Consider the following 24,439-nt stretch of genomic DNA (forward strand, 5'->3'; position numbering starts at 1 on the left):
ACATGGAACATGAGCAAGTTAAATCTGAGCGTAAATTCTTAGTACTGTCATTGATCACAGGTATCTGTGGCAGTGCCACTCTCGCCACGCTTTTTGTCGGTGGCGTGGCGTTTTCTATTTTCCCCATTCTAGCGTTTGTGCTGGCCGTACATGCTTGTTACCAATTGCATGAACGCCAACCCCTCACTGAAGGCACACCGCTGATCGCGTTTGCGTGTTTCTTAGTGGGTGCGTTTGGGTACTCTGCGTTCATGCGTATGCAAATGCCAGAATTGGGCGGTAACTTCTTCTCGATTCTGGTTGCTATGGTATTGGCGTTTTGGGTGGGTCATAAGCTGGGCTTTTTCAGCCGCAAAGCCAAAAACGATACAGCCTCTGACGTATGAGCCCTGCGCGGCGAATCGCACACTAAAACGAGTGAATAAAAAAGGCGTCGAGAGACGCCTTTTTACGTTGTAACGAACTCGCTTCCTGTAATTATTTACGCTCCAACCACACACCCGCTTCGGTATGGTGGGTGAACGGGAATTGATCGAACAGCGCACAGCGACTAATGCGGTGTGTTTGGCTGAGGCGTTCTAGGTTCTCGACCAAAGTCTCAGGGTTACAGGAGATATATAAAATCCGATCGTAACCTTGCACCATTTTGCAGGTTTCATCATCCATGCCCGCACGAGGGGGATCGACAAAGATGGTATTGCACTGATAGTCACTCAGCGTTACCCCTTGGTCTTTTAAGCGGCGGAATTCGCGCTCGCCATTGATCGCTTGAGTGAACTCTTCGGCAGACATGCGAATAATTTGCACATTGTCGATGTTGTTGGCGGCAATATTGTATTGCGCCGATTGTACCGAGGGTTTCGCCAGCTCGGTGGCGAGGACGCGGCGAAAGTTTTTCGCTAATGCCAGTGAGAAGTTGCCATTCCCACAATACAGCTCCAGCAAATCACCTTGGCTATCGCGGGTGCAATCAATGGCCCATTCCAGCATTTTCTCCGCCACGGGCCCGTTTGGTTGGGTAAAGCTGTTTTCAATTTGCTGGTAGATCAATGTCTGACCATCAGCATTGAGTTTTTCCAAAACGTAGTCGCGGTCTAGCACTTTCTTTTGCTTGCGCGCACGGCCAATCAGGTTGAGGTTAAAGCCCTCATCGTTCAAACGTTGTTTAAGCGCTTGCGCGGCCTCGTCCCACTCTTCGTCTAGCTGGCGGTGATACAGCAAAGACACCAAGATCTCACCGCTTAAAGTGGAGAGAAAATCAACTTGGAAGAGCTTACGTCGCAACGCGTCGTTAGGCTTGATGGCATCCATCAATAGCGGCATCAAATCATTGATCAAACGGCTTGCGGCAGGAAAGGTATCGACTCGATATTTCTGCTTGGTCGCAGGATCAAACATGATGTAATACAGGTCGTCGCCTTCATGCCATACTCGAAACTCTGCGCGCATCCGATAGTGGGTTTCCGGTGAGCGAAAGATCTCTAGCTCAGGCGCATGAAACGGCGCGAGTTGGGTAGTGAGTCGTTGTACTTTCTCAGCAAGCTGTGTGTCGTAGTCAACGGCGGTGTGAGCCTTGGTCATGATGGCTGCCTCAGCGATTGGAAAATGAGCGCAGATTTTAGACAAATCCCCAGCCATGTCCACCCTTGCTCACGATTCTCCTTTATTCAATAGGGTTATCAATGGACAATATCCATCTAGACGGCTACTATCCGTGAGCGGGTACGCGATCAGCAAGTATAAGCCTGTTGGTCACTGGAATGCGGTGAGAATCCGCAACTGACGCGCAGCGGTGTAAGAGAACGACCCTAACTCGGCGCTAGGCCAGACACTGTCGCCAATACTGTTTAACAGTATGCGATGGGAAGTCGTTAGCAGTAGGCGGCGAAAGCCACGCTCTTAAGTCCGAACACAGCCCGCCCCGCAGCATAACGCTGCATATTCTCGCGATAGAAAGGAATAACCAATGAACAAACAGATTGTGGCGAGCCTAGTGGCGGCGTCATTACTCCCTGTGAGCGCGTGGGCCGAGCAAAACACCGAAACGGTGGTGGTGACTGCTAGTCGGTTTGAGCAGTCAGATGCTTCAGTGTTGCAATCGGCAACTATCTTAACGCGTCAAGACATTGCGCGCTTGCAGGCGCGAAGCCTTGTCGATGTATTGCGTACGGTGCCGAGCATCGAGATTGCTCAAAGCGGAGGCCGTGGACAAATTGCCTCTATTTTTATGCGCGGCACGGAATCAGACCACTCTTTAGTCTTGATTGATGGCATGCGTATGGCGTCATCCATCAAAGGCTCGGTGGATTTTAATCAGATCCCAGTAAACAGTATCGAGCGTATTGAGATTATTCGCGGCGCACGCGCCACACTTTATGGGTCGAGCGCGATCGGCGGGGTGATTGATATCATCACCAAAAGCAATAAAGAGCGAGCCAATGTCTCAGCGACCGTAGGCAGTTTGGATCATCATGCTGTTAGTGGTGCATGGGCAACAAAATTGGGCGATCACGGTCACTTCTCTGGTGCGGCTGGGTATGAGTCGAATGATGGATACAATGTTCATCCAACGACAAGTAACCAAGGTGATCAGCATGGTTTTACCGGCCGCAATGCGCAGCTTGGATACAGTCATCGCTGGAATCCATCTTGGTCGGCCGATATCACGGGACGCTGGTACCAGAATGAGTATGATTACGATAATTTTGGTAGCTTAAAACATGGCTGGTTAGAAAGCCAATCACTGGCCAGTACGCTGAACTATCGCTCTGATGTCTGGAGTGCAACACTCAGCGCAGAAATCTCCCAACAAGAAAACTTCGACTACAGCCCCGGCAGTGACCGTAAAAACAATAAAACTTCAGATGTTGAGCAAATCTCTACCTCGTTGGGACTCCAGTATCAAGCCACGGAGGATTGGCTGCTTGGTGGTGGTGTGGATTATCGACAAGATACCTTTAATGAAGGAAGCTTGATTACTAACCCCGATGATATTGCAATCAACCCGCGTGATAACCTTGGCACTTACCTTTTAACGCAATTTAGCCCAGTAGAGGCACTATCTATTGAGGCAAGCGCACGCTCGGATGATAACGAACAATACGGGCAACATACGACATGGCAGACAAGCGCGGGTCTTGCGATAGCGGAAGGGTATCAATTGGTCGCCAGCTACGGCACCGCTTTTAAGGCCCCAAGTCTGACTGAACTTTACGGATGGGGCGGTAATGCAACGCTCAAGCCGGAGGAATCATCCAACACCGAGCTTGCTCTTCGTGGCGTGACGGCTGACGTTGATTGGTCACTTACAGGCTATATCAACAATATTGATAATATGATTGATTGGGATAATGGTTCCAACAAAAATCGTAATATTGGTGAGGTAACGATTAAGGGCATTGAGCTCATTGCGAGCTTTGATGTGGCATCACTCCATAACCAACTTTCGTTGGAGTATAAAGATCCCCAAAAGGATAACACTGGCGAGCAGCTTGCACGTCGCGCTAAACGGATAGCGAAATGGGATGCATCCTACCAATGGGAGCGACTGCAGCTCGGTACTCAGTGGCAGTATCAAAGTGAACGTCTGGATTATTCCGGTGGAGAGATGTTGGGAAGCTATAGCCTGTGGACGATTACTGCGTCCTATGAGGCGACCGATAATCTGACCGTAAAAGGTAAAGTCGATAATGTATTTGATAAAGACTACGAAACCGCGGGTGGTTATCCGTCAGCTGAACGCGGCTATTTTATGACGTTAGACTATCAGTACTAGTGCCTGTTTCACGGCGAAGCTAGCTTTAATCACGCCTTTATCGTTATGATAAGGGCGTTTTTTTATTGAGTGGCTGGATCATGGCGCAACCCCATATTTTGATCTTTGACTCCGGTGTCGGAGGCTTATCTGTCTACCAAGCGATCAAGGCAAGCTTGCCGAGCGCTCAATATACCTATTTGTTCGACAATGCCGCTTTCCCCTATGGCGAATTAGAAGATCAACGCCTAGTGCATCGCGTACTTACTCTGGTCAAAGCAACCTGTGAGCGCCATGCAGTCGATATCATCGTCATTGCGTGTAATACAGCTTCGACACTCGTGCTGCCGACACTGCGTGACGCACTCTCTATACCGGTTGTTGGCGTGGTGCCAGCGATCAAGCCAGCGGCGGCTTTGAGTCAACACAAAGCTATCGGTCTGCTCGCGACCCCAGCCACCGTCAACCGGCCTTATACGGCACAACTGATCACAGATTTCGCCAAAGATTGTCGGATAGTCTCGGTAGGCACAACAGCATTAGTACATATGGCAGAGCGTAAACTGCGTGGGGAGGCGGTGAATCAGCAAGACCTTAGCGCCATACTTGCACCGTTTGATTCGCACATCGATGTCTTGGTGCTAGGCTGTACCCACTTTCCACTCTTACATGATGAAATACAGGCGGCGATGGGTAAACAGGTCCAGTTAGTTGACTCCGGCAACGCCATTGCACGTCGTGTTGCCTCATTAGTTACGCCGCAAGCATCTGTCACCAGCGATAACAGTGATGGCAATCGCGCATACGCGACGGCGACGCCTATAAAAGCCGCCGCCTTGTCTGATTATATCCGCTCGATTGGGCTAGAGTGCGTTAGCTATGCTCCCGCTTTTTTGGATCGTTCGCTTCACGCACTTTAAGTGTTCGCTCGCCGTAAACATTGTTGTTTAGGGCATCGATAGCATCATCTGCATGCGCAGCCGCCATCACAACAAAACCAAAGCCACGACGTTTACCGGTACGCTTGTCCTTCATTAACCTCACCGCAAACACTTCTCCATGCTCGCCAAACAGGGACTTCACATCATTTTCATTGGCGCGATAGGGCAGGTTGCCGACATAAATCGTCTTACTCTGAGGGGGATCTTCCTCTTTTGTTGCAACGGTCACTGTGGCTTGGGGAGCATATAAGCAGGCAATACCACTGATAACCGCACCGGCAGCGAAAGCCAAAGCGGGAGAAACCGTACTCATTAGGTTTACTACAATGGCACCGAGGATGGCGATGGTGATAATCAATACAAAAGCAATTGGTGATTTCATAAGCGTCATAAGCGTTAATACAAGTAATAAAGTGATGGTACGCAAGACAATTTGGCAGCGGCGTACCCTTAAATGGTTCTTAGAAAATCAACCAGCGTTACTTCTTGGTAAAAGGCGCGTAGCTATAATGTTTCAAATCGCTGGTTATTCATCATTTTAGGTGGATTATTGTACACTCGAAATAAAAAACGCGAAAAACCCTTGTCAGTGTGATCCGGGTCGCTATAATGCGCCCCATCGACACGGCACACAGGGCAAGCGCTCAGCAGCCATGTCGGGGCAAAAAATCAAATAAAAATAAACGCTTGACGTCAGTTTTTAAATGATTAAGATAGTCCACCTACTTAACGCCGACAACGCGTTAGGGGAGTCAAAAAGACGTTTTGTTTTCGCCGATTGGCATCAACAAAAAGATAAAATTTCTTCTTGACTTAATCGGCAAGGCGAGTAATATACGCAGCCCTGACCGAGCGAAGCAACGCTTCGAAAGTCAACGCTCTTTAACAATTTGACCTATGCAATCTGTGTGGGCACTCGTTGAGAATAGACAAAAAGATTTATTCGATGAACTGAGTGACCAAACGACAACTTTTACAGTTGTTCGGCACAGTCAATTCGTTTTTCTCTTCGGAGATAAACAGTAATCAGTATTCATTGAGCTGAAACTTCGGTTTCGAAAAAACTTTAATTGAAGAGTTTGATCATGGCTCAGATTGAACGCTGGCGGCAGGCCTAACACATGCAAGTCGAGCGGAAACGGCAGTATTGAAGCTTCGGTGGATTTACTGGACGTCGAGCGGCGGACGGGTGAGTAACGGCTGGGAACCTGCCCTGACGAGGGGGATAACCGTTGGAAACGACGGCTAATACCGCATAATGTCTACGGACCAAAGGTGGCCTCTACATGTAAGCTATCGCGTTGGGATGGGCCCAGTTAGGATTAGCTAGTTGGTAAGGTAATGGCTTACCAAGGCGACGATCCTTAGCTGGTTTGAGAGGATGATCAGCCACACTGGGACTGAGACACGGCCCAGACTCCTACGGGAGGCAGCAGTGGGGAATATTGCACAATGGGGGAGACCCTGATGCAGCCATGCCGCGTGTGTGAAGAAGGCCTTCGGGTTGTAAAGCACTTTCAGCAGTGAGGAAGGTAGTGTACTTAATACGTGCATTGCTTGACGTTAGCTGCAGAAGAAGCACCGGCTAACTCCGTGCCAGCAGCCGCGGTAATACGGAGGGTGCGAGCGTTAATCGGAATTACTGGGCGTAAAGCGCATGCAGGCGGTTTGTTAAGTCAGATGTGAAAGCCCGGGGCTCAACCTCGGAACCGCATTTGAAACTGGCAGGCTAGAGTCTTGTAGAGGGGGGTAGAATTTCAGGTGTAGCGGTGAAATGCGTAGAGATCTGAAGGAATACCAGTGGCGAAGGCGGCCCCCTGGACAAAGACTGACGCTCAGATGCGAAAGCGTGGGTAGCAAACAGGATTAGATACCCTGGTAGTCCACGCCGTAAACGATGTCTACTTGGAGGCTGAGGTTTAAGACTTTGGCTTTCGGAGCTAACGCATTAAGTAGACCGCCTGGGGAGTACGGCCGCAAGGTTAAAACTCAAATGAATTGACGGGGGCCCGCACAAGCGGTGGAGCATGTGGTTTAATTCGATGCAACGCGAAGAACCTTACCTACTCTTGACATCCAGCGAATCCTTTAGAGATAGAGGAGTGCCTTCGGGAGCGCTGAGACAGGTGCTGCATGGCTGTCGTCAGCTCGTGTTGTGAAATGTTGGGTTAAGTCCCGCAACGAGCGCAACCCTTATCCTTGTTTGCCAGCGAGTAATGTCGGGAACTCCAGGGAGACTGCCGGTGATAAACCGGAGGAAGGTGGGGACGACGTCAAGTCATCATGGCCCTTACGAGTAGGGCTACACACGTGCTACAATGGCAGATACAGAGGGCAGCGAGACAGCGATGTTAAGCGAATCCCTTAAAGTTTGTCGTAGTCCGGATTGGAGTCTGCAACTCGACTCCATGAAGTCGGAATCGCTAGTAATCGCAGATCAGAATGCTGCGGTGAATACGTTCCCGGGCCTTGTACACACCGCCCGTCACACCATGGGAGTGGGCTGCACCAGAAGTAGATAGCTTAACCTTCGGGAGGGCGTTTACCACGGTGTGGTTCATGACTGGGGTGAAGTCGTAACAAGGTAGCCCTAGGGGAACCTGGGGCTGGATCACCTCCTTACTGACGCTATTCTTGCGAGTGTTCACACAGATTGCACGGTCATATTGAAAAGCGCTAACTAATGGCAAGCCATTGGTTAACGCTTTTAGCGTTACTCTGAAAAGAGATGCTCTTTAACAATCTAGAAAGCTGACAAGTCATTCTTAAAGAATGACAGTAAAGTTCTCAATCAGTGACAGAAATGTCACTCACACAATCAAGTGTGCTTGGGCTTTGTCTTAGTGATAAGCAAAGTCTCTATTTTGAGTCCGGCAAAAACAAAACCTTAGTTGTTTTACATGCAAGACCTTTTGGGGTTGTATGGTTAAGTGACTAAGCGTAGACGGTGGATGCCTTGGCAGTCAGAGGCGATGAAGGACGTATTAACTTGCGATAAGCCCAGATAAGGCAGTAAAAGCCATTTGAGTCTGGGATTTCCGAATGGGGAAACCCACCTGCATAAGCAGGTATCTTAGCGTGAATACATAGCGCTAAGAGGCGAACTCGGGGAACTGAAACATCTAAGTACCCGAAGGAAAAGAAATCAATTGAGATTCCGGCAGTAGCGGCGAGCGAACCCGGAGCAGCCCTTAAGCGGCTTAGGCGTTAGGTGAACAGGTTGGAAAACCTGGCAATAAAGGGTGATAGCCCCGTAACCGACAACGCTTTAGTCGTGAAAACGAGTAGGACGGGACACGTGATATCTTGTCTGAACATGGGGGGACCATCCTCCAAGGCTAAATACTCCTGACTGACCGATAGTGAACCAGTACCGTGAGGGAAAGGCGAAAAGAACCCCTGTGAGGGGAGTGAAATAGAACCTGAAACCGTCTACGTACAAGCAGTGGGAGCCTCCTTTGTGGGGTGACCGCGTACCTTTTGTATAATGGGTCAGCGACTTAATGTTAGTAGCAAGGTTAACCGCATAGGGGAGCCGTAGGGAAACCGAGTCTTAACTGGGCGTGTAGTTGCTAGCATTAGACCCGAAACCGAGTGATCTAGCCATGGGCAGGTTGAAGGTTGAGTAACATCAACTGGAGGACCGAACTCACTAACGTTGAAAAGTTAGGAGATGACCTGTGGCTAGGGGTGAAAGGCCAATCAAACTCGGAGATAGCTGGTTCTCCCCGAAAGCTATTTAGGTAGCGCCTCGGACGAATACTACTGGGGGTAGAGCACTGTTAAGGCTAGGGGGTCATCCCGACTTACCAACCCTTTGCAAACTCCGAATACCAGTAAGTACTATCCGGGAGACACACGGCGGGTGCTAACGTCCGTCGTGGAGAGGGAAACAACCCAGACCGCCAGCTAAGGTCCCAAAGTTATCGCTAAGTGGGAAACGATGTGGGAAGGCTCAGACAGCCAGGATGTTGGCTTAGAAGCAGCCATCATTTAAAGAAAGCGTAATAGCTCACTGGTCGAGTCGGCCTGCGCGGAAGATGTAACGGGGCTAAGCGATACACCGAAGCTGCGGCAATGTCCTTATGGGTATTGGGTAGGGGAGCGTTGTGTAAGCTGTTGAAGGTGTGCTGAGAGGCATGCTGGAGGTATCACAAGTGCGAATGCTGACATGAGTAACGATAAAGGGGGTGAAAAACCTCCTCGCCGGAAGACCAAGGGTTCCTGTCCAACGTTAATCGGGGCAGGGTAAGTCGGCCCCTAAGGCGAGGCCGAAAGGCGTAGTCGATGGGAAACGGGTTAATATTCCCGTACTGCTGCTTACTGCGATGGGGGGACGGAGAAGGCTAGGTGGGCCTGGCGATGGTAGTCCAGGTTCAAGTGCGTAGGCTGATTTCTTAGGCAAATCCGGGAAATCAAGGCCGAGACACGATGTCGAGCCACCAAGGTGGTGAAGTCATTGATGCCATGCTTCCGGGAAAAGCCTCTAAGCTTCAGGTAAGTAGCAACCGTACTCCAAACCGACACAGGTGGTCGGGTAGAGAATACCAAGGCGCTTGAGAGAACTCGGGTGAAGGAACTAGGCAAAATGGTACCGTAACTTCGGGAGAAGGTACGCTGCCCGCGGTGAAGTCCCTTGCGGATGGAGCTATGGGCAGTCGCAGATACCAGGTGGCTGCAACTGTTTATTAAAAACACAGCACTGTGCAAAATCGAAAGATGACGTATACGGTGTGACGCCTGCCCGGTGCCGGAAGGTTAATTGATGTGGTTATCGCAAGAGAAGCCATTGATCGAAGCCCCGGTAAACGGCGGCCGTAACTATAACGGTCCTAAGGTAGCGAAATTCCTTGTCGGGTAAGTTCCGACCTGCACGAATGGCGTAATGATGGCCACGCTGTCTCCACCCGAGACTCAGTGAAATTGAAATCGCAGTGAAGATGCTGTGTACCCGCGGCTAGACGGAAAGACCCCGTGAACCTTTACTACAGCTTGGCACTGAACATTGAGCCTACATGTGTAGGATAGGTGGGAGGCTTTGAAGCGGCGACGCCAGTTGCTGTGGAGCCATCCTTGAAATACCACCCTTGTATGTTTGATGTTCTAACTTAGCCCCGTTATCCGGGGTGAGGACAGTGCCTGGTGGGTAGTTTGACTGGGGCGGTCTCCTCCCAAAGAGTAACGGAGGAGCACGAAGGTGGGCTAATCACGGTCGGACATCGTGAGGTTAGTGCAATGGCATAAGCCCGCTTAACTGCGAGAGTGACGGCTCGAGCAGGTACGAAAGTAGGTCATAGTGATCCGGTGGTTCTGAATGGAAGGGCCATCGCTCAACGGATAAAAGGTACTCCGGGGATAACAGGCTGATACCGCCCAAGAGTTCATATCGACGGCGGTGTTTGGCACCTCGATGTCGGCTCATCACATCCTGGGGCTGAAGTCGGTCCCAAGGGTATGGCTGTTCGCCATTTAAAGTGGTACGCGAGCTGGGTTTAGAACGTCGTGAGACAGTTCGGTCCCTATCTGCCGTGGGCGTTGGATGATTGAGGGGAGCTGCTCCTAGTACGAGAGGACCGGAGTGGACGAACCGCTGGTGTTCGGGTTGTGTCGCCAGACGCATTGCCCGGTAGCTAAGTTCGGCACAGATAAGCGCTGAAAGCATCTAAGCGCGAAGCTGGCCCCGAGATGAGTCATCCCTAGAGCTTCGAGCTCTCTAAAGGGTTGTCGTAGACGACGACGTTGATAGGCAGGGTGTGTAAGCGTTGTGAGGCGTTGAGCTAACCTGTACTAATTGCCCGTGAGGCTTAACCATACAACACCCAAGAGGTTTTGGGTTGGACTTGAAATAAGCCAGTTGATTGTGACGAGAACGAACAGCTTTCTAGGTTGATGGTTTTCACTTTAAAAAAGTGAAGACAAAACAGAATTTTGCTTGGCGACCATAGCGCTTTGGACCCACCTGACTCCATGCCGAACTCAGTAGTGAAACGAAGCAGCGCCGATGGTAGTGTGGGGTCTCCCCATGTGAGAGTAGGACATCGCCAGGCTTTGATTATAAATTGTGACTGTTGCTTGCGATTTTTGATAGCTGCGATGCTCATGTACTGACCGTACACTGCGCGTCTCGCTTCAAAACTCCCATCACACAGACACAATTTAAGCATCAAAGCAGATATGCGTAAGACTTTGATGAGAAAATACCAAGCCCTGACCTGATGGTCGGGGCTTTTTTGTATCTTGAGGGGGCATCAGCCCTGTGCGCTTTGCTTTAGACTGCCTGCTAAGTAGATATCATTTCATTTTCTACCTACCCAAGATCCAATAAAAAGCCCGTCTTGTCGACGGGGCTTTGTCTTTTCTAAGCGGTGTAATCGCTCGATTATTGGATTTTACTGACTCGGCTTACGCGTTCTCCTGAAATGGTACGTAGCTGTACCGGGGCGCTGACGTGAGGAGCGTTTGCCGCATCATAGGTCTGCCAGCTTGCACCATTATCGGTTGAGTACTCAATGGTGAGTCCAGGGAATGGCGAGTTCGCTTTCAATGTACCACTTTCTATCACCCCACCCGGAACGGGTAAGCGGAAACCAACATCCTGTTGCTCTAGTTGTGGGAACCAGTAACTCGCTAACTGATTGGCAAAGAGATTGTAATCCATGTTGCGCTTGGTTTGATTCGCCTCTTGCCCAGTTTGAGTGCTTGCTTCCCACTCGGCACGGTGCCAAGCTCGCTCTGCCATGGCAAAGAGACGAGGGAAAGTCATTGATTCAAATTGGCCATCGGAGCGAATGGTTTCACTCCAAATAGAGGCCTGTAAACCGAGTACATTTTCTGGACGTGTTAGTGTTTTCACGGTTGCAGCGTCTAGTACTTCCTGTTTGGTGATAGGTGCACCATTGCGTTTTGCATCTGCGTTAGCGTAGAGATCATCGGGCATAAAGCTAAACGTCTTACGGGTGTCGGTAAAACGGGGGGCCCAATAATAGCCGCGCTCACTTGGGTCTGGCTCATAGGGGTGGTCAAAATAGAGGTGTGTGGCTTGGTTATAGATAACCCCATAGCCATTGTTGGCGAGATTATAGGCGCGATCGGCAACGCCCCACTCCCAGATATTTTGCCACGCATTGCCATAGACGTGCTCATTGGCAAGTTGTGCACGTGGATAGACCTTGTTGTTGTGCATGAGGCCATCTTCCCAACCACCGAGATCGAGCTGATGACGTTGGGTAATGTGCGAAATACGTTCGACAAAGTACTGACTCAGATCGTCAACACTGTTCACACCTGCATTGTTGTCTGCAATAAAGGCCTGGCAGACGGGCGACTCTTTCCAAGCACCGGCAATTTCATCTCCGCCAAAGTGGAATGTATCAAGCGGCTGTATGTCTCGATGCGCATTGACGAGCGCCGCAACCACTGTATCGACGAAGCGATAACTGGATTCCATACAAACATTCATCGCATTATCGGTGAACATTTGCACAGAAAGGTATTGGGTGTCGTCTTCAAAGTCCGTGAGCAAATATTCTTTCGCTTTGGCTTCATCACCTTGTGCCATGTATTTGTGGTAACGCGCTTCCATCGCTTTAATGGCCGCGTGCGCGTGACCTGGCATATCTACTTCTGGAATGACGGTGATATTGAGTGCCTCTGCCTTACGCAGAATCGCTTGATAATCTTCCGTAGTGTAATACCCATTGGATGCTTCTGTGCCGTCAGGCCCTGCGCCTAAGAAGGGCAACACGCAGCGGGTTTCTGACAAGTCATGACAGCGTTTGCTACCGACGTCTGCCAGTTCTGGCAGGGCTGGGATCTCAATACGCCATGCTTCATCATCACTGAGACGTAAATGGAGCTTGTTGAGTTTCAGTGCGGCCATTTGGGCGAGTAACTTTAAGATCGCCTCTTTGCTGCGGAAGTTCCGAGCAGCATCTACAGACAGACCACGGTAAGCAAAGCGCGGTGCATCGGTTAGCGTCACCGCTTTGAGTGTCTCGCCGGTTTTAAGTTGTAGCAGGCTTTGTGCAGCGTACAGGGCACCTGCTTGATCAGGGGCGTCAATGTCAATACGTTGCTGCTCAGGTTGCACATCTAGGCGATAAGCTTCGTGCCACTGGTCGCTTCCGTTAAGGGTGACTTTTCCCCACCCCACATGAATAACTTTTTGATTAGTAGGTGCCCAGTCGGTGGCTGAAATGCCAAGCTGATCGGCAAGCCATTGAGCCTGTGCTTGATAGCCGTTGTCGTAGACCACGGTCCACTCGCTATCGAGGGTGATATGGCCATTTTTCTCAATGCGACTGGCAGGTGTGGGAAGCACGTGTCCTTGGGTATCCACCAACGACAAATCGGCATTGCGTACATAGCGCTGCTCGGCCGTGAATGGGTCATAATGGTCGGTGAGTGCACCGCCGTAACGTTTCCACTGTGTGGGAGAATCAAAGTCACCGACAAAGGTGAGCTCATCATCCGGTTTGGTGGGCACTTGGCCATTTTTGTGGTTACTGGTGCTGGTAATCAATGCGGTATGCGTGCCAGCTTCATCGTCGGAGGCTAAATACCAATTCGGCATAATATCGGATTTAGCGACTTGCCAGTCAGAGGCATTAAAGCCAACCACTAACTGATCACCGGGAGCAAGCGGAACAAAGCTATCTGTGGGCTCGAGTTTGAAGAGATCCCCATTGACGTGTGAGACTTTAAGTTGATCGGTGTCGATCGACTTGATCATGCGAATGTGGCTGAAATAAATCGCCCAGCCCGTTTTAGGCAGTGTCTGAGTGCTTTGGTTGGTAAAGGCGACGTTGCCCGTAAAAGAGCGCCAATCATCTTGCGTATTATCAATGACTTGGTATTGAACATCGAGCCCGTTTCCGAGTGCATCAAGCTGCGATGCAGGCATCGCCCAAGCGGCGCTAGATAATGAAGCGCTGATCAGGAGACCCAGAGTGGTAGGTTTGAGCATGCTATCCTCCAAACTTATTTTTTATTGTGAAAATAGTTAATGGGACAGTAGGGGATAGCAAGCTAAAAGCCTAGTACTCTTGTTATTCAAAGTGTATTTCTGTCTAAAGACTCAAACTTAATGGTACGTTTAAGCCTGTGTTTGCACTCAAGGCGCGAGGACGATCGTAGCGAGAGAGTCCTCTGTCGCTGCGATACAAATTAACGGGGGACCAAACAGCGCAACGCCAACTGACTATCGACTAACTTGATGCCCACATCCAGCATCTCATCACAGGCGGCGGCGACCGTTTGTGGGTGAATCCCTCGGCAAGCGGCGAGGTTCACAATCACGTCAAATTGACCGCGCTTTTTCAGCTGGATAGCGGTGGTTTTGACGCAATAATCGGTTGCCAAACCACCGACAATGACGGTTTCTACCTCTTGGCTGTGCAGCCATTCAATCAAGCCGGTGCTGAGCTTTTCTTCAATATCATGAAAGCACGCACCATAGGGATGTAAGTCGGGTTCGATCCCTTTCCAGACCACATAGTCGTACTCGGTGACAGGAGGTAAGTCGTCAATGGTTTCGAACCCTTTGGTGCCGGGAACCGCGTGTTTAACCCAGGTGAGATCCGCGTTTTTATATGATAGCGGCTGGAGCATATCGGCAGCATCGTCAACCACCCAAACCGCATTAGCAGGATGGGCGTCCTTGGTGAGGACACGCACATCTGCGAGCGCGGCTTGGGCATTCAATGCCGATCCTAATTGATTTCCCTCGGGCACCGGTAACTCGTCTGGGCAGTCGGGTGTAAAGGTCCGTTGAGGGTCCACATCAATAGCAGCGATTCTGGCGATACGCATGGCCTGCTCCTTTTATAGAATTTGATTGAGCAAGTGATCGGCGCGCACGCGTTTTATCCGCTTCAAAAGCCGTTTTACCGGTAACGGATAATCTTCCATCTTATCGATATGTTTGTAGCTACCGACCAAGCGCGTGTGCTCGAGGATCTTATCCACTTCTTGCTGTTTTTGCGCTTCGAGGCGTTGATGCTTATCGTGGATAAGAATGGCGTTTTCCAAATCTAATTTCCATGCGCGTGGATTGAGGTTATTCCCCGTCAGCAACATGTACTGACGATCGACCCAGATGCCCTTGAGGTGGAAGCTGTTATCGTCATGCTTCCAAATATGAATGTTCAACTGGCGTTTGGCGATGGCGGCTTCATTGCGGCGCGCAAAGTTACGCAAGTTCACTTCATAAAGATAGGGCAACGCTGAGATAGTCTTAAACGGCGCCTCTGGGGGGGAGTAAAAATCGTTCGCGGTTTTATCACCGACAATAATGCTGACGGTAACGCCTCGGCGCAGCGCGCGACGGATTTCTCGGACCACGCTACGGGGCGGATTAAAGTAGGGGGTACAAATCACCAACTCTTGATGCGCGCTGGCAATCAAATGACAGATATAGCGGTTGAGTTTGTTCTTACGTTTACCCAGCCCGACCATCGGTGTTAACCCAACCTGATGCTCACCAATCGGCTCATCGTCATAGCGATAGCTCGCACGTTGTAGCTGGCCGCGAAACTCACGAATACTGGGCTTAAGTGCTTTACTATTTGGTCGGTCTGGCGAGGCGAGACAATTAACGGCACTGTCGGCGGTGAGTGTGTTGACGATAAAGTCTGCCATAGTATCGGCGAGCTTTTTATTGGTCAGCACATGATAGCGGTCATAGCGGTATCGGTCGTGCTGCGCCAGATAGACATCATTGAGGCTGGCGCCGCTGTAAAGAACCTTGTCATCAAAGACAAAGCCTTTGAGGTGCAAGACTCCAAAGACCTCGCGGTTTCGCACTGGGACGCCCAAGACTTCAATCTTGTGGGTGTAGCGCTCGGCATAAGCACGATACAGGGCCGCATTGCCATCCGATTGTTCGGCGCCAATTAGCCCCCGTTGTGCACGGTGCCAATCAACCAGTACTTTGATGTCGAGCTCGGGGTTCGCTTGTTTCGCCTCATACAAAGCGTCGAGTACGCTACGTCCGGCCTCATCATCTTGTAGATACAGGGCAACCAGATAGATACGTGATTTGGCGTTTTTAATTTCGCTAAGCAGCCGTTCTCTAAAAGAAACTGCGTCTAATAACGTTTCGAGATGTTCTGGCTGGTGCGCAATGGTGGGCAGGCGATCAATTAGCTGCCGATTTGCGTTAGCTGAATCCATTGTTACCTCATGTTGTTCGACGGCCAGAGTCGAGCGGTTTGATGCTAAACCCTGAATTGTACCAGAAATCGTGGCAAGCAACGGATCTCTGATCCTAGGCTTTGCCATTATCATCACGCTTTCCCCTGATACGCCATCGCAACCAAGTCTTTGCCGGCGTGACAATAACTGTCAAATCGGGTAGCGAGATCCTCGGGTAGCGCCTCGCGTGCGACCACATCAAAACCGTGGCGCGCGTAAAGCCCAGTGAGATGGCGAAAGGCAAGGCAGAAACACGGCTTTGCCGCGATCGTCTCTTGGACGTCGGTCAGTAAACGATCACTCAACCCCGTTCCTCGCAGCGCTGGGCTAATGAGCATGCCGGTTAATAGCTGATAGGTTGGCCGTTGCTGAAAACGCACTGCGCCACACAAGCCATTTGGACCATCAATCACCCAAATTATTTCATCTTTTTTGGGCTTTCCCGGTGGGTAGTGAGTTTTATAAAGCCGAGCCACCAATGGAAAACGCAATGGCTCCAGCGGGTGAATACGATAATTATCCATAGTCCAATAGGTGCGCAATACGAGCAGGACAGGTAGTATACCTATCACTGAGTTTCCTGACAGCGTAATGCATTCATGAAGTGGTTATCTGATGTGTCTTTGACACCCCATCATACATTTGGTTTACCAGCACGCGCTCATGCGGTGGTTGAAGCGCATAGCATTGCTGACTTATACGCCATTTGGCAGCATCCAGACTATGCAAGCTTACCCAAGTTGATCGTTGGGGAAGGCAGTAATCTGCTGTTTTGTGAAGATTACGCGGGTGTGGTGGTGCTAAACCGCTTGTCTGGTCTTGAGGTAGAGGAAACGCCGCACGACTATCTTCTGCATGTGGGCGCCGGCCAGTCTTGGCACCAACTGGTTGCTTGGACGATTGAGCAAGGCATGCCCGGGCTGGAAAATCTTGCCCTTATTCCGGGATGTGTAGGCGCGGCCCCGATTCAAAACATTGGCGCTTATGGTGTCGAGTTTTGCGAACGTTGCGCCTATGTCGATATCGTCAATCCACGCACTCAGGAAACGCGCCGCTTGACGCGAGAAGCCTGCCAATTTGGGTATCGCGACTCCATTTTTAAAACTGACGCGATGACGGGGTGGGTGATCACGCAAGTGGGATTTCGATTAGCGAAAGCGTGGCAGCCAGTGCTCAAATATGGAGCGTTAGCCGATCTTGATGGTGAGCAGGTGTCCGCGCAAACTATTTTTGATGCAGTGTGTGCGATTCGCCAAGCTAAGCTCCCCGATCCACAGGAATGCGGTAATGCAGGGAGCTTCTTTAAAAACCCAGTGGTGGATGAACAGCATGCACAAACCTTGCAAACTCGTTATCCCGATATGCCCATGTACTCGGCTGGTGAGGGCAAAGCGAAGCTTGCAGCTGGCTGGTTAATTGACCAATGTGGCTTAAAAGGAGCGAGACAAGGCGGTGCACGTGTCCATCCTAAGCAAGCATTAGTGCTGACTAATGCTGATCATGCGACTAGCGAAGACGTCGTCCAACTCGCAAAACGCGTGGTCGATGACGTACAGGCGCGGTTTGGTGTCACCTTACACCATGAGGTGCGCTTTATGGGCGCACAGGGTGAAACCACCTTGGAGGCGCAATGAGCCGTACACATAGCGCAAGGTTAGCCCTTATCGGCCGTCTATCCGATGGTGAATTCCACTCAGGCGAAATGCTAGGAGACGCGTTGGGCATGAGCCGGGCGGCTATCAGCAAACACATTAAAGTGTTGCAGTCATGGGGGCTAGATATTTACCGTGTGCAAGGTAAAGGCTATTGCTTATCGCAACCGATTGAGTTGCTCGATGAAGCTTGGCTAAGTGATCACACTGATGTGCCTGCCTTATCCGTTATCCCAGTCATTGACTCTACCAACCAGCATTTGATGGAGCGTGTTGGACAACTGACGTCAGGTAGTGTGTGTTTGGCTGAGTATCAACAGCAAGGACGCGGCCGGCGAGGGCGTGTGTGGCAATCACCGTTCGGTAGCAATCTGTATCTATCGATGTATTGGCGCCTGGATGCGGGACCGGCCGCTGCGATGGGGTTGAGCCTTGTGGTGGGTGTGGCGATGACTAAGGCGTTGCATGAACTGGGCGCGCCCGGTGTGAAAGTAAAATGGCCGAACGATCTCTATTATCAAGATAAAAAGCTTGCGGGCATCTTAGTGGAAATGACAGGGCAAACCGGCGATGCGGCACATCTTGTGATCGGGATGGGGCTGAATATTGGTATGGGACCGCACGTCAGCGAGCATATTGATCAGCCGTGGGCACGATTGGCCGATGCGTGTCAGCCGATGCCATCACGTAACGTGCTTGCCAGTGTATTGATAAGCCGTTTACAAGACGCTTTGCTCGATTATGAAAAAACCGGCTTAGCGGGGATCATGGATGATTGGCAGCAATTAGATAACTTCAAAGGGCGTCCCGTGAAACTCTTGATGGGGGATCGCGAAGTTCGCGGGATTGAGCGTGGGATTGATGAACACGGTGCGTTGTTGCTGGACGTGGATGGCGTCATCACACCCTACTTAGGGGGGGAGATTTCACTAAGGCGTGATGACTAACAGTTACTTACGTACGCGAATGCGCTGGACCGAATGATTAGCGCCTTTCTCTAAGATCAAGCTGGCTCTCTCTCGGGTAGGAAGAATGTTTTCCATTAAGTTCCGCCCGTTGATTTCATCCCAAATACTCGCGGCGGTATCTTTGGCCTCGGCAACCGATAGACGCGTGTAGTGATGAAAATACGCACCTGGGTCTAAAAAGGCGCCGCGACGGAATTTCATAAATCGCTCGATATACCAGTGTTTGAGTAATGCCGGTTCAGCGTCAACATAAATAGAGAAGTCGAGAAAATCTGAAATAAACACATGATGAGGATCATGTGGGTAATCCATCCCACTCTGTAAAACGTTCAATCCCTCTAGGATCAAAATATCGGGCTTTTCGACTTTCTGCACTTCACCAGTGATGTCATACACCAAATGTGAGTATATCGGCGCTTCCACACAGGCTTTACCGGATTTTACATCTGCCACAAACTCCACCAATTTGCGCATGTTATATGATTGAGGAAAGCCTTTTCGTTTCATCAATCCACGCGCTTCCAACTCCGCGTTGGAATACAAAAAACCGTCGGTAGTCACTAAGGCTACCTTGGGGTGATCGGGCCAGCGAGTCAGTAGGGTTTTTAATAAACGTGCAGTGGTACTTTTACCGACCGCGACACTGCCTGCAATCCCAATAATATAAGGGACATGATTGGAGGCAGGCTGAGTCAAAAACTCGTCGAGCACCTCAGTGCGACTCTTGCGCGACTTGATATACAGATTGAGTAGTCGTGACAGAGGCAAGTAAACATCTCTCACCTCATCCATTGAGAGGTGCTCGTTTAGCCCTCGCAGGCGTTCAATGTCGTCTTCGGTGAGCGTCATGGGCACTGCATCCCTCAGTTCAGCCCATTGTTGACGGTCGAACGACAAATAAGGCGTTAGCGTTGCGTTCATGGTCCGTTTGCCTTAAGCCAATAAAGAGGTGGACGATACCGCAATCTGCGTATCAGGAAAAGTAGTGGTCCGCGTTGTTGTTATTTAGGATTGGCTATTTTAGCAACAATTAAGCCCTAAATTGTGCAACAGGCGAAAAAATCACCTGTTTTTTTGATTTTTCCTATTGCAAGGCCCCATTTCATCGCATAGAATGCGCAGCACTTGTCGCCGGCTTAGCTCAGTTGGTAGAGCAACTGACTTGTAATCAGTAGGTCGCCAGTTCGATTCCGGCAGCCGGCACCAAAATTAGGTGGGATTCCCGAGCGGTCAAAGGGATCAGACTGTAAATCTGACGGCTCAGCCTTCGAAGGTTCGAATCCTTCTCCCACCACCATTTTCAAATTGTTTGAATAGCTCTACGAGAAACGATTGCGGGCATCGTATAATGGCTATTACCTCAGCCTTCCAAGCTGATGATGCGGGTTCGATTCCCGCTGCCCGCTCCACTCTTTTTAGAGTGCTGATATAGCTCAGTCGGTAGAGCGCACCCTTGGTAAGGGTGAGGTCGGCAGTTCAAATCTGCCTATCAGCACCATCCTATCCAAGGTAACTTCAAGCCGTTTGATATATACTCAACAAACCTAATTGTTGGTTGTGTGGTCGTAATGCCACCGAAATACCGTGCTTAGAGGGACTGTCATGTCTAAAGAAAAATTTGAACGTACGAAACCGCACGTTAACGTTGGTACTATCGGCCACGTTGACCACGGTAAAACTACTCTGACTGCCGCTATCTGTACTGTACTTGCAAAAGTACACGGTGGTGCAGCGCGTGACTTCGCATCAATCGATAACGCACCAGAAGAGCGTGAGCGTGGTATCACCATCGCGACTTCGCACGTAGAATACGATACGCCAACTCGCCACTACGCGCACGTTGACTGCCCAGGGCACGCCGACTACGTGAAAAACATGATCACCGGTGCAGCGCAAATGGACGGTGGTATCCTAGTAGTAGCAGCGACTGATGGCCCAATGCCACAGACTCGTGAGCACATCCTGCTAGGCCGTCAGGTAGGCATCCCATACATCATCGTATTCATGAACAAATGTGACATGGTTGATGATGAAGAGCTGCTTGAGCTAGTTGAAATGGAAGTACGTGAGCTGCTTTCAGAGTATGACTTCCCAGGTGACGACTGCCCAGTAATCCAAGGTTCAGCACTAGGTGCTCTGAACGGTGAAGAGCAGTGGGAACAGAAGATTATTGAGCTAGCGGAAGCACTGGATTCTTACATCCCAGAGCCAGAGCGTGCGATCGACAAGCCGTTCATTCTGCCAATCGAAGACGTATTCTCAATCCAAGGCCGTGGTACTGTAGTAACTGGTCGTGTTGAGCAAGGCATCATCACCGTTGGTGACGAAGTAGAAATCGTGGGCATGAAAGACACCACCAAGACCACTTGTACTGGTGTTGAAATGTTCCGTAAACTTCTAGACGAAGGCCGTGCTGGTGAGAACGTTGGTGTTCTTCTGCGTGGTACTAAGCGTGACGAAGTTGAGCGTGGTCAAGTACTGGCGAAGCCTGGTTCAATCACCCCGCACACTAAGTTCGAGTCAGAAGTATACGTACTGTCTAAAGACGAAGGCGGCCGTCATACTCCGTTCTTCAAAGGCTACCGTCCACAGTTCTACTTCCGTACAACTGACGTGACCGGTACTATCGAACTGCCAGAAGGCGTTGAGATGGTAATGCCTGGTGACAACATCAAGATGGTTGTTACCCTGATCGCGCCAATCGCGATGGACGAAGGTCTACGTTTCGCTATCCGTGAAGGTGGCCGTACCGTAGGCGCTGGTGTTGTTGCCAACATCGTTGAATAATGATTTGACGAAACACTAGTAAAAAGGGCATCATTTGATGCCCTTTTTCTGCGTTTGACACTTATATTGTTGCTATTTTGCCCAGTCTTAGTGAACAAATGCAGCGTGTTGGTGCTCGTATTGATACCCTTAGGTGTGATAAATACGAGCACCGCGTGTCATTGCCAAGACATTATGGTGTTTTGGCTGCAAAGACATTGCCGTCTATGTAGACTTGTTACAGGTAGAATGTATGAAAGCGAACGCTGAGACCCAATCCGGTTCGATGGACATCCTTAAATGGGGTGTTGTTTTTGTCCTGTTGGCCGCAGCCGTGGTAGGGAATAGCCTGTACAGTGACGTGTCTGTGGTAGTGCGAGCTGCTGCTGTAGTGGTGTTAGTTGCCGCTGCGGGTGGTATTGCTGCACTCACGATGAAAGGAAAAGCTGCGATCACGTTTGCACGCGAATCGCGTATGGAAGTGCGTAAAGTTGTATGGCCTACGCGTCAAGAGACCTTACAAACCACTCTCATCGTTCTGGCTGTTACTGTCGTTATGGCGCTCATCCTGTGGGGCGTTGACGGGATTATGGTCCGTCTAGTCCGCCTAATCACTGGCGTGTGAGGTAAAAGTACATGAGCGAAGCTCCCAAAAAACGTTGGTATGTGGTTCAGGCTTTCTCTGGTTTTGAAAGCCGTGTTGCGCAGTCATTGCGTGAACATATCAAAATGCACGAAATGGAAGATCACTTTGGTGAAGTCTTGGTGCCAACCGAAGAAGTGGTTGAAATGCGTCAAGGCCAGCGCCGTAAAAGTGAGCGCAAATTCTTCCCAGGCTACGTGCTAGTACAAATGGTGATGAACGATGAATCTTGGCACTTGGTACGCAGTGTTCCTCGTGTAATGGGCTTCATCGGTGGCACCTCAGATCGTCCTGCGCCGATTTCAGACAAAGAAGCCGATGCGATTCTCAACCGTCTTGAAAAAGCGAGTGAGTCACCCGTACACAAAACCGTCTTTGAGGCTGGTGAAGTGGTTCGCGTGACGGAAGGACCATTTGCAGACTTTAACGGTGTGGTTGAAGAAGTGGACTATGACAAGAACCGCCTTAAGGTGTCTGTGTCTATCTTTGGCCGTGCAACCCCAGTTGAGCTTGAGTTTGGCCAGGTAGAAAAAACCTGATCAAAAAAGCATCATCAACGGTTGGCAAGGGCGCGAAATTTGACTATAATTTCGCGCCCTTTTGTTAAACGGGGAGTCTATCGTCAGGTAGACGTTAGTACCCAAAATTAGGTAATTGAATAATGGCAAAGAAAGTAGAAGCTTACATCAAGCTGCAAGTTGCAGCGGGTGCAGCTAACCCGTCGCCACCGGTTGGTCCTGCTCTAGGTCAACACGGTGTGAACATCATGGAATTCTGTAAAGCGTTTAACGCGAAGACCGAATCTATCGAGAAAGGTCTGCCGATTCCTGTTGTTATCACTGTATACAACGATCGTTCTTTCACTTTCGTTACTAAGACTCCGCCAGCGGCAGTTCTTCTTAAGAAAGCAGCAGGCGTTAAGTCTGGTTCAGGTCGTCCAAACACTGAAAAAGTGGGTACCGTCACTGACGCTCAGATCCAAGAGATCGCAGAAACCAAAGCGGCAGACATGACCGGTGCGGACATCGAAGCGATGAAACGCTCTATTGCGGGTACTGCCCGTTCAATGGGCCTGAACGTAGAGGGTTAAGACAATGGCTAAAATGACTAAGCGCATGCGCGTAATCCGCGAAAAAGTTGATGTGACCAAAGAGTACGACATCAACGAAGCCGTTGCTCTACTGAAGGAACTGGCGACTGCTAAATTTGTTGAAAGCGTTGACGTTGCTGTCAACCTTGGCATCGATGCTCGTAAATCAGACCAGAACGTTCGTGGCGCAACTGTACTGCCACACGGTACTGGCCGTGATATCCGTGTTGCTGTGTTCACACAAGGTGCGAACGCTGAAGCCGCGAAAGAAGCGGGTGCCGACATCGTTGGTATGGAAGACCTGGCTGAGCAAGTGAAGAAAGGCGAAATGAACTTTGACGTCGTTGTCGCTTCACCAGACGCTATGCGCGTTGTTGGCCAACTGGGTACTATCCTAGGTCCTCGCGGCCTGATGCCAAACCCGAAAGTGGGTACTGTAACGCCTAACGTTGCCGAAGCGGTTAAGAACGCGAAAGCAGGTCAGGTTCGTTACCGTAACGACAAGAACGGCATCGTTCACACCACCATCGGTAAAGTAGACTTTGACGCGAACAGCCTGAAAGAAAACCTGGAAGCGCTGTTGGTTGCTCTGAAGAAGGCGAAGCCAACTTCAGCAAAAGGTACTTTCATTAAGAAAGTTAGCCTGTCTACCACCATGGGCGCAGGTGTTGCTCTGGACCAGAACACTCTGGAAACCAGCGCAAGCTAATTGCCAGAAGCGAGTGAGTAGTTTATACTCTCTCGCTTCACAATTTTATGGCTGAGTCTGTTTAACAGACTTCGTCCAAGACCGTAGGCGTTCATTACGAACTTAATATTTCCTACGTAGACGGTGCCAGAACATGATAGATTTCTCGTCTTTCTTGGATCTGCACCGTACAAGCTCTCTCTGCAAAGCTGTAGAGAGTGGTGTTAAACAATCCAGGAGCAAATCCAAATGGCTTTAAACCTTCAAGACAAAAAAGCAATTGTTGCTGAAGTCAACGAAGCTGCCAGTGGTGCCCTGTCTGCAGTAGTTGCTGATTCTCGCGGTGTAACCGTGGATGCGATGACTTCTCTACGTAAACAAGCGCGTGAAGCGGGCGTTTTCATGAAAGTTGTTCGTAATACACTGGCTCGCCGTGCAGTTGAAGGCACTGACTACGAGTGTCTAAAAGACACTTTCGTTGGTCCAACTCTGATTGCGTTTTCTAACGAGCACCCTGGTGCCGCTGCGCGTCTTTTCAAAGACTTCGCAAAAGAGAACAAAGAGTTTGAGATCAAGTCTGCTGCATTCGAAGGTGCGATCACTGACCCAGAGGTATTGGCAACACTGCCAACGTACGACGAAGCAATTGCACGCCTGATGATGGGTCTGAAAGAAGCATCTGCAGGCAAGCTGGTTCGTACTATTGCCGCTGTTCGCGACCAAAAAGAAGCGGCGTAATTGCCC

The 24,439-nt window shown here is 50.2% G+C and carries 18 protein-coding genes, 4 tRNA genes, 3 rRNA genes and 1 riboswitch; of the genes, 18 read left to right on the top strand and 7 right to left on the bottom strand.

What is annotated here, in order from left to right; all coding sequences use genetic code 11:
- The first annotated feature begins 2 nt into the window (after positions 1–2).
- A complete protein-coding gene (locus tag E8E00_RS00515; protein WP_069586865.1) occupies positions 3–386 on the top strand; it encodes a YijD family membrane protein in 384 nt (127 codons plus the stop codon).
- Between the two features lie 91 nt (positions 387–477).
- On the opposite strand, the gene trmA is transcribed toward E8E00_RS00515, so the two are convergent.
- A complete protein-coding gene (trmA, locus tag E8E00_RS00520) occupies positions 478–1,581 on the bottom strand; it encodes a tRNA (uridine(54)-C5)-methyltransferase TrmA (RefSeq protein WP_069590512.1) in 1,104 nt (367 codons plus the stop codon).
- Between the two features lie 122 nt (positions 1,582–1,703).
- A riboswitch (cobalamin riboswitch) is annotated at positions 1,704–1,935 on the top strand.
- Between the two features lie 31 nt (positions 1,936–1,966).
- Between trmA and E8E00_RS00525 the strand changes: the two genes are divergently transcribed.
- Positions 1,967–3,775: a TonB-dependent receptor domain-containing protein gene (locus tag E8E00_RS00525; RefSeq protein ID WP_096630205.1), complete on the top strand. Its 1,809-nt coding sequence runs from the start codon at positions 1,967–1,969 to the stop codon at positions 3,773–3,775.
- Positions 3,776–3,855: 80 nt separating this feature from the next.
- Positions 3,856–4,674, top strand: a complete 819-nt coding sequence (murI, locus tag E8E00_RS00530) for a glutamate racemase (protein WP_096630202.1) — start codon at positions 3,856–3,858, stop codon at positions 4,672–4,674.
- Here murI and E8E00_RS00535 read toward each other — a convergent pair.
- Positions 4,628–5,077, bottom strand: coding sequence for an RNA-binding protein (locus tag E8E00_RS00535; RefSeq protein WP_069590510.1), 450 nt, complete (start codon positions 5,075–5,077; stop codon positions 4,628–4,630). The genes murI and E8E00_RS00535 overlap by 47 nt on opposite strands.
- Positions 5,078–5,762: 685 nt before the next feature.
- Here E8E00_RS00535 and E8E00_RS00540 point away from each other — a divergent pair.
- From E8E00_RS00540 to rrf, 3 genes are all read left to right on the top strand, one after another.
- A 16S ribosomal RNA gene (locus E8E00_RS00540) occupies positions 5,763–7,317 on the top strand.
- A 302-nt stretch (positions 7,318–7,619) separates the two neighbouring features.
- Positions 7,620–10,507 (top strand): 23S ribosomal RNA (locus E8E00_RS00545).
- 119 nt (positions 10,508–10,626) lie between these two features.
- Positions 10,627–10,742 (top strand): 5S ribosomal RNA (gene rrf, locus E8E00_RS00550).
- Together the 16S, 23S and 5S rRNA genes form the textbook arrangement of a ribosomal RNA operon.
- Before the next feature lie 332 nt (positions 10,743–11,074).
- On the opposite strand, the gene E8E00_RS00555 is transcribed toward rrf, so the two are convergent.
- The 4 genes from E8E00_RS00555 to E8E00_RS00570 all read right to left on the bottom strand — a co-directional run bounded on the left by E8E00_RS00555 (position 11,075) and on the right by E8E00_RS00570 (position 16,460).
- The gene (locus E8E00_RS00555; RefSeq protein WP_096630198.1) at positions 11,075–13,660 is read right to left on the bottom strand and encodes a family 20 glycosylhydrolase; all 2,586 of its coding nucleotides are present in this window, start codon (positions 13,658–13,660) and stop codon (positions 11,075–11,077) included.
- 200 nt (positions 13,661–13,860) lie between these two features.
- Positions 13,861–14,505 carry a nicotinamidase gene (locus tag E8E00_RS00560; protein WP_096630195.1) on the bottom strand — a complete coding sequence of 215 codons (645 nt, stop codon included), beginning with the start codon at positions 14,503–14,505 and terminating at the stop codon, positions 13,861–13,863.
- A gap of 12 nt (positions 14,506–14,517) precedes the next feature.
- A complete protein-coding gene (pssA, locus tag E8E00_RS00565) occupies positions 14,518–15,867 on the bottom strand; it encodes a CDP-diacylglycerol--serine O-phosphatidyltransferase (RefSeq protein ID WP_069587010.1) in 1,350 nt (449 codons plus the stop codon).
- Positions 15,868–15,980: 113 nt separating this feature from the next.
- Positions 15,981–16,460, bottom strand: a complete 480-nt coding sequence (locus E8E00_RS00570) for a GNAT family N-acetyltransferase (protein ID WP_346426283.1) — start codon at positions 16,458–16,460, stop codon at positions 15,981–15,983.
- Positions 16,461–16,487: 27 nt separating this feature from the next.
- On the opposite strand from E8E00_RS00570, the gene murB reads away from it, so the two are divergent.
- Together murB and birA are read left to right on the top strand one after the other, a co-directional pair.
- Positions 16,488–17,522, top strand: coding sequence for a UDP-N-acetylmuramate dehydrogenase (gene murB / locus E8E00_RS00575; RefSeq protein WP_096630193.1), 1,035 nt, complete (start codon positions 16,488–16,490; stop codon positions 17,520–17,522).
- On the top strand, positions 17,519–18,487 hold the full coding sequence (gene birA, locus E8E00_RS00580; RefSeq protein ID WP_096630190.1) for a bifunctional biotin--[acetyl-CoA-carboxylase] ligase/biotin operon repressor BirA: 969 nt from the start codon (positions 17,519–17,521) through the stop codon (positions 18,485–18,487). Before murB ends, birA begins: the two co-directional genes overlap by 4 nt.
- A gap of 3 nt (positions 18,488–18,490) precedes the next feature.
- On the opposite strand, the gene coaA is transcribed toward birA, so the two are convergent.
- The gene (gene coaA, locus E8E00_RS00585) at positions 18,491–19,429 is read right to left on the bottom strand and encodes a type I pantothenate kinase (protein WP_096630187.1); all 939 of its coding nucleotides are present in this window, start codon (positions 19,427–19,429) and stop codon (positions 18,491–18,493) included.
- 209 nt (positions 19,430–19,638) lie between these two features.
- Between coaA and E8E00_RS00590 the strand changes: the two genes are divergently transcribed.
- The 10 genes from E8E00_RS00590 to rplJ all read left to right on the top strand — a co-directional run bounded on the left by E8E00_RS00590 (position 19,639) and on the right by rplJ (position 24,433).
- Positions 19,639–19,714 (top strand) — tRNA-Thr (locus E8E00_RS00590).
- A gap of 6 nt (positions 19,715–19,720) precedes the next feature.
- Positions 19,721–19,805, top strand: a tRNA-Tyr gene (locus tag E8E00_RS00595).
- A gap of 37 nt (positions 19,806–19,842) precedes the next feature.
- Positions 19,843–19,917, top strand: a tRNA-Gly gene (locus E8E00_RS00600).
- Between the two features lie 13 nt (positions 19,918–19,930).
- A tRNA-Thr gene (locus E8E00_RS00605) sits at positions 19,931–20,006 on the top strand.
- A gap of 104 nt (positions 20,007–20,110) precedes the next feature.
- Positions 20,111–21,295, top strand: a complete 1,185-nt coding sequence (tuf, locus tag E8E00_RS00610; RefSeq protein ID WP_096630185.1) for an elongation factor Tu — start codon at positions 20,111–20,113, stop codon at positions 21,293–21,295.
- 232 nt (positions 21,296–21,527) lie between these two features.
- Positions 21,528–21,899 carry a preprotein translocase subunit SecE gene (secE, locus tag E8E00_RS00615; protein ID WP_069587004.1) on the top strand — a complete coding sequence of 124 codons (372 nt, stop codon included), beginning with the start codon at positions 21,528–21,530 and terminating at the stop codon, positions 21,897–21,899.
- Between the two features lie 11 nt (positions 21,900–21,910).
- Positions 21,911–22,456: a transcription termination/antitermination protein NusG gene (nusG, locus tag E8E00_RS00620; RefSeq protein WP_069587003.1), complete on the top strand. Its 546-nt coding sequence runs from the start codon at positions 21,911–21,913 to the stop codon at positions 22,454–22,456.
- A gap of 122 nt (positions 22,457–22,578) precedes the next feature.
- A complete protein-coding gene (gene rplK / locus E8E00_RS00625; protein ID WP_069587002.1) occupies positions 22,579–23,007 on the top strand; it encodes a 50S ribosomal protein L11 in 429 nt (142 codons plus the stop codon).
- A gap of 4 nt (positions 23,008–23,011) precedes the next feature.
- Entirely contained in the window at positions 23,012–23,716 is a 705-nt protein-coding gene (gene rplA / locus E8E00_RS00630) for a 50S ribosomal protein L1 (RefSeq protein WP_069587001.1), read from the top strand.
- A gap of 228 nt (positions 23,717–23,944) precedes the next feature.
- Positions 23,945–24,433 carry a 50S ribosomal protein L10 gene (gene rplJ / locus E8E00_RS00635; protein ID WP_069587000.1) on the top strand — a complete coding sequence of 163 codons (489 nt, stop codon included), beginning with the start codon at positions 23,945–23,947 and terminating at the stop codon, positions 24,431–24,433.
- Positions 24,434–24,439 lie beyond the last annotated feature (6 nt).

Origin of the sequence: Salinivibrio sp. YCSC6 (genome assembly GCF_004916735.1) — a bacterium.
Taxonomy (GTDB): domain Bacteria; phylum Pseudomonadota; class Gammaproteobacteria; order Enterobacterales; family Vibrionaceae; genus Salinivibrio; species Salinivibrio proteolyticus.

Coding starts and splice junctions, on each gene's coding strand:
- E8E00_RS00515 (WP_069586865.1), top strand. CDS start 3: ATGGAACATGAGCAAGTTAAATCTGAGCGTAAATTCTTAGTACTGTCA.
- trmA (WP_069590512.1), bottom strand. CDS start 1,581: ATGACCAAGGCTCACACCGCCGTTGACTACGACACACAGCTTGCTGAG.
- E8E00_RS00525 (WP_096630205.1), top strand. CDS start 1,967: ATGAACAAACAGATTGTGGCGAGCCTAGTGGCGGCGTCATTACTCCCT.
- murI (WP_096630202.1), top strand. CDS start 3,856: ATGGCGCAACCCCATATTTTGATCTTTGACTCCGGTGTCGGAGGCTTA.
- E8E00_RS00535 (WP_069590510.1), bottom strand. CDS start 5,077: ATGAAATCACCAATTGCTTTTGTATTGATTATCACCATCGCCATCCTC.
- E8E00_RS00555 (WP_096630198.1), bottom strand. CDS start 13,660: ATGCTCAAACCTACCACTCTGGGTCTCCTGATCAGCGCTTCATTATCT.
- E8E00_RS00560 (WP_096630195.1), bottom strand. CDS start 14,505: ATGCGTATCGCCAGAATCGCTGCTATTGATGTGGACCCTCAACGGACC.
- pssA (WP_069587010.1), bottom strand. CDS start 15,867: ATGGATTCAGCTAACGCAAATCGGCAGCTAATTGATCGCCTGCCCACC.
- murB (WP_096630193.1), top strand. CDS start 16,488: ATGAAGTGGTTATCTGATGTGTCTTTGACACCCCATCATACATTTGGT.
- birA (WP_096630190.1), top strand. CDS start 17,519: ATGAGCCGTACACATAGCGCAAGGTTAGCCCTTATCGGCCGTCTATCC.
- coaA (WP_096630187.1), bottom strand. CDS start 19,429: ATGAACGCAACGCTAACGCCTTATTTGTCGTTCGACCGTCAACAATGG.
- tuf (WP_096630185.1), top strand. CDS start 20,111: ATGTCTAAAGAAAAATTTGAACGTACGAAACCGCACGTTAACGTTGGT.
- secE (WP_069587004.1), top strand. CDS start 21,528: ATGAAAGCGAACGCTGAGACCCAATCCGGTTCGATGGACATCCTTAAA.
- nusG (WP_069587003.1), top strand. CDS start 21,911: ATGAGCGAAGCTCCCAAAAAACGTTGGTATGTGGTTCAGGCTTTCTCT.
- rplK (WP_069587002.1), top strand. CDS start 22,579: ATGGCAAAGAAAGTAGAAGCTTACATCAAGCTGCAAGTTGCAGCGGGT.
- rplA (WP_069587001.1), top strand. CDS start 23,012: ATGGCTAAAATGACTAAGCGCATGCGCGTAATCCGCGAAAAAGTTGAT.
- rplJ (WP_069587000.1), top strand. CDS start 23,945: ATGGCTTTAAACCTTCAAGACAAAAAAGCAATTGTTGCTGAAGTCAAC.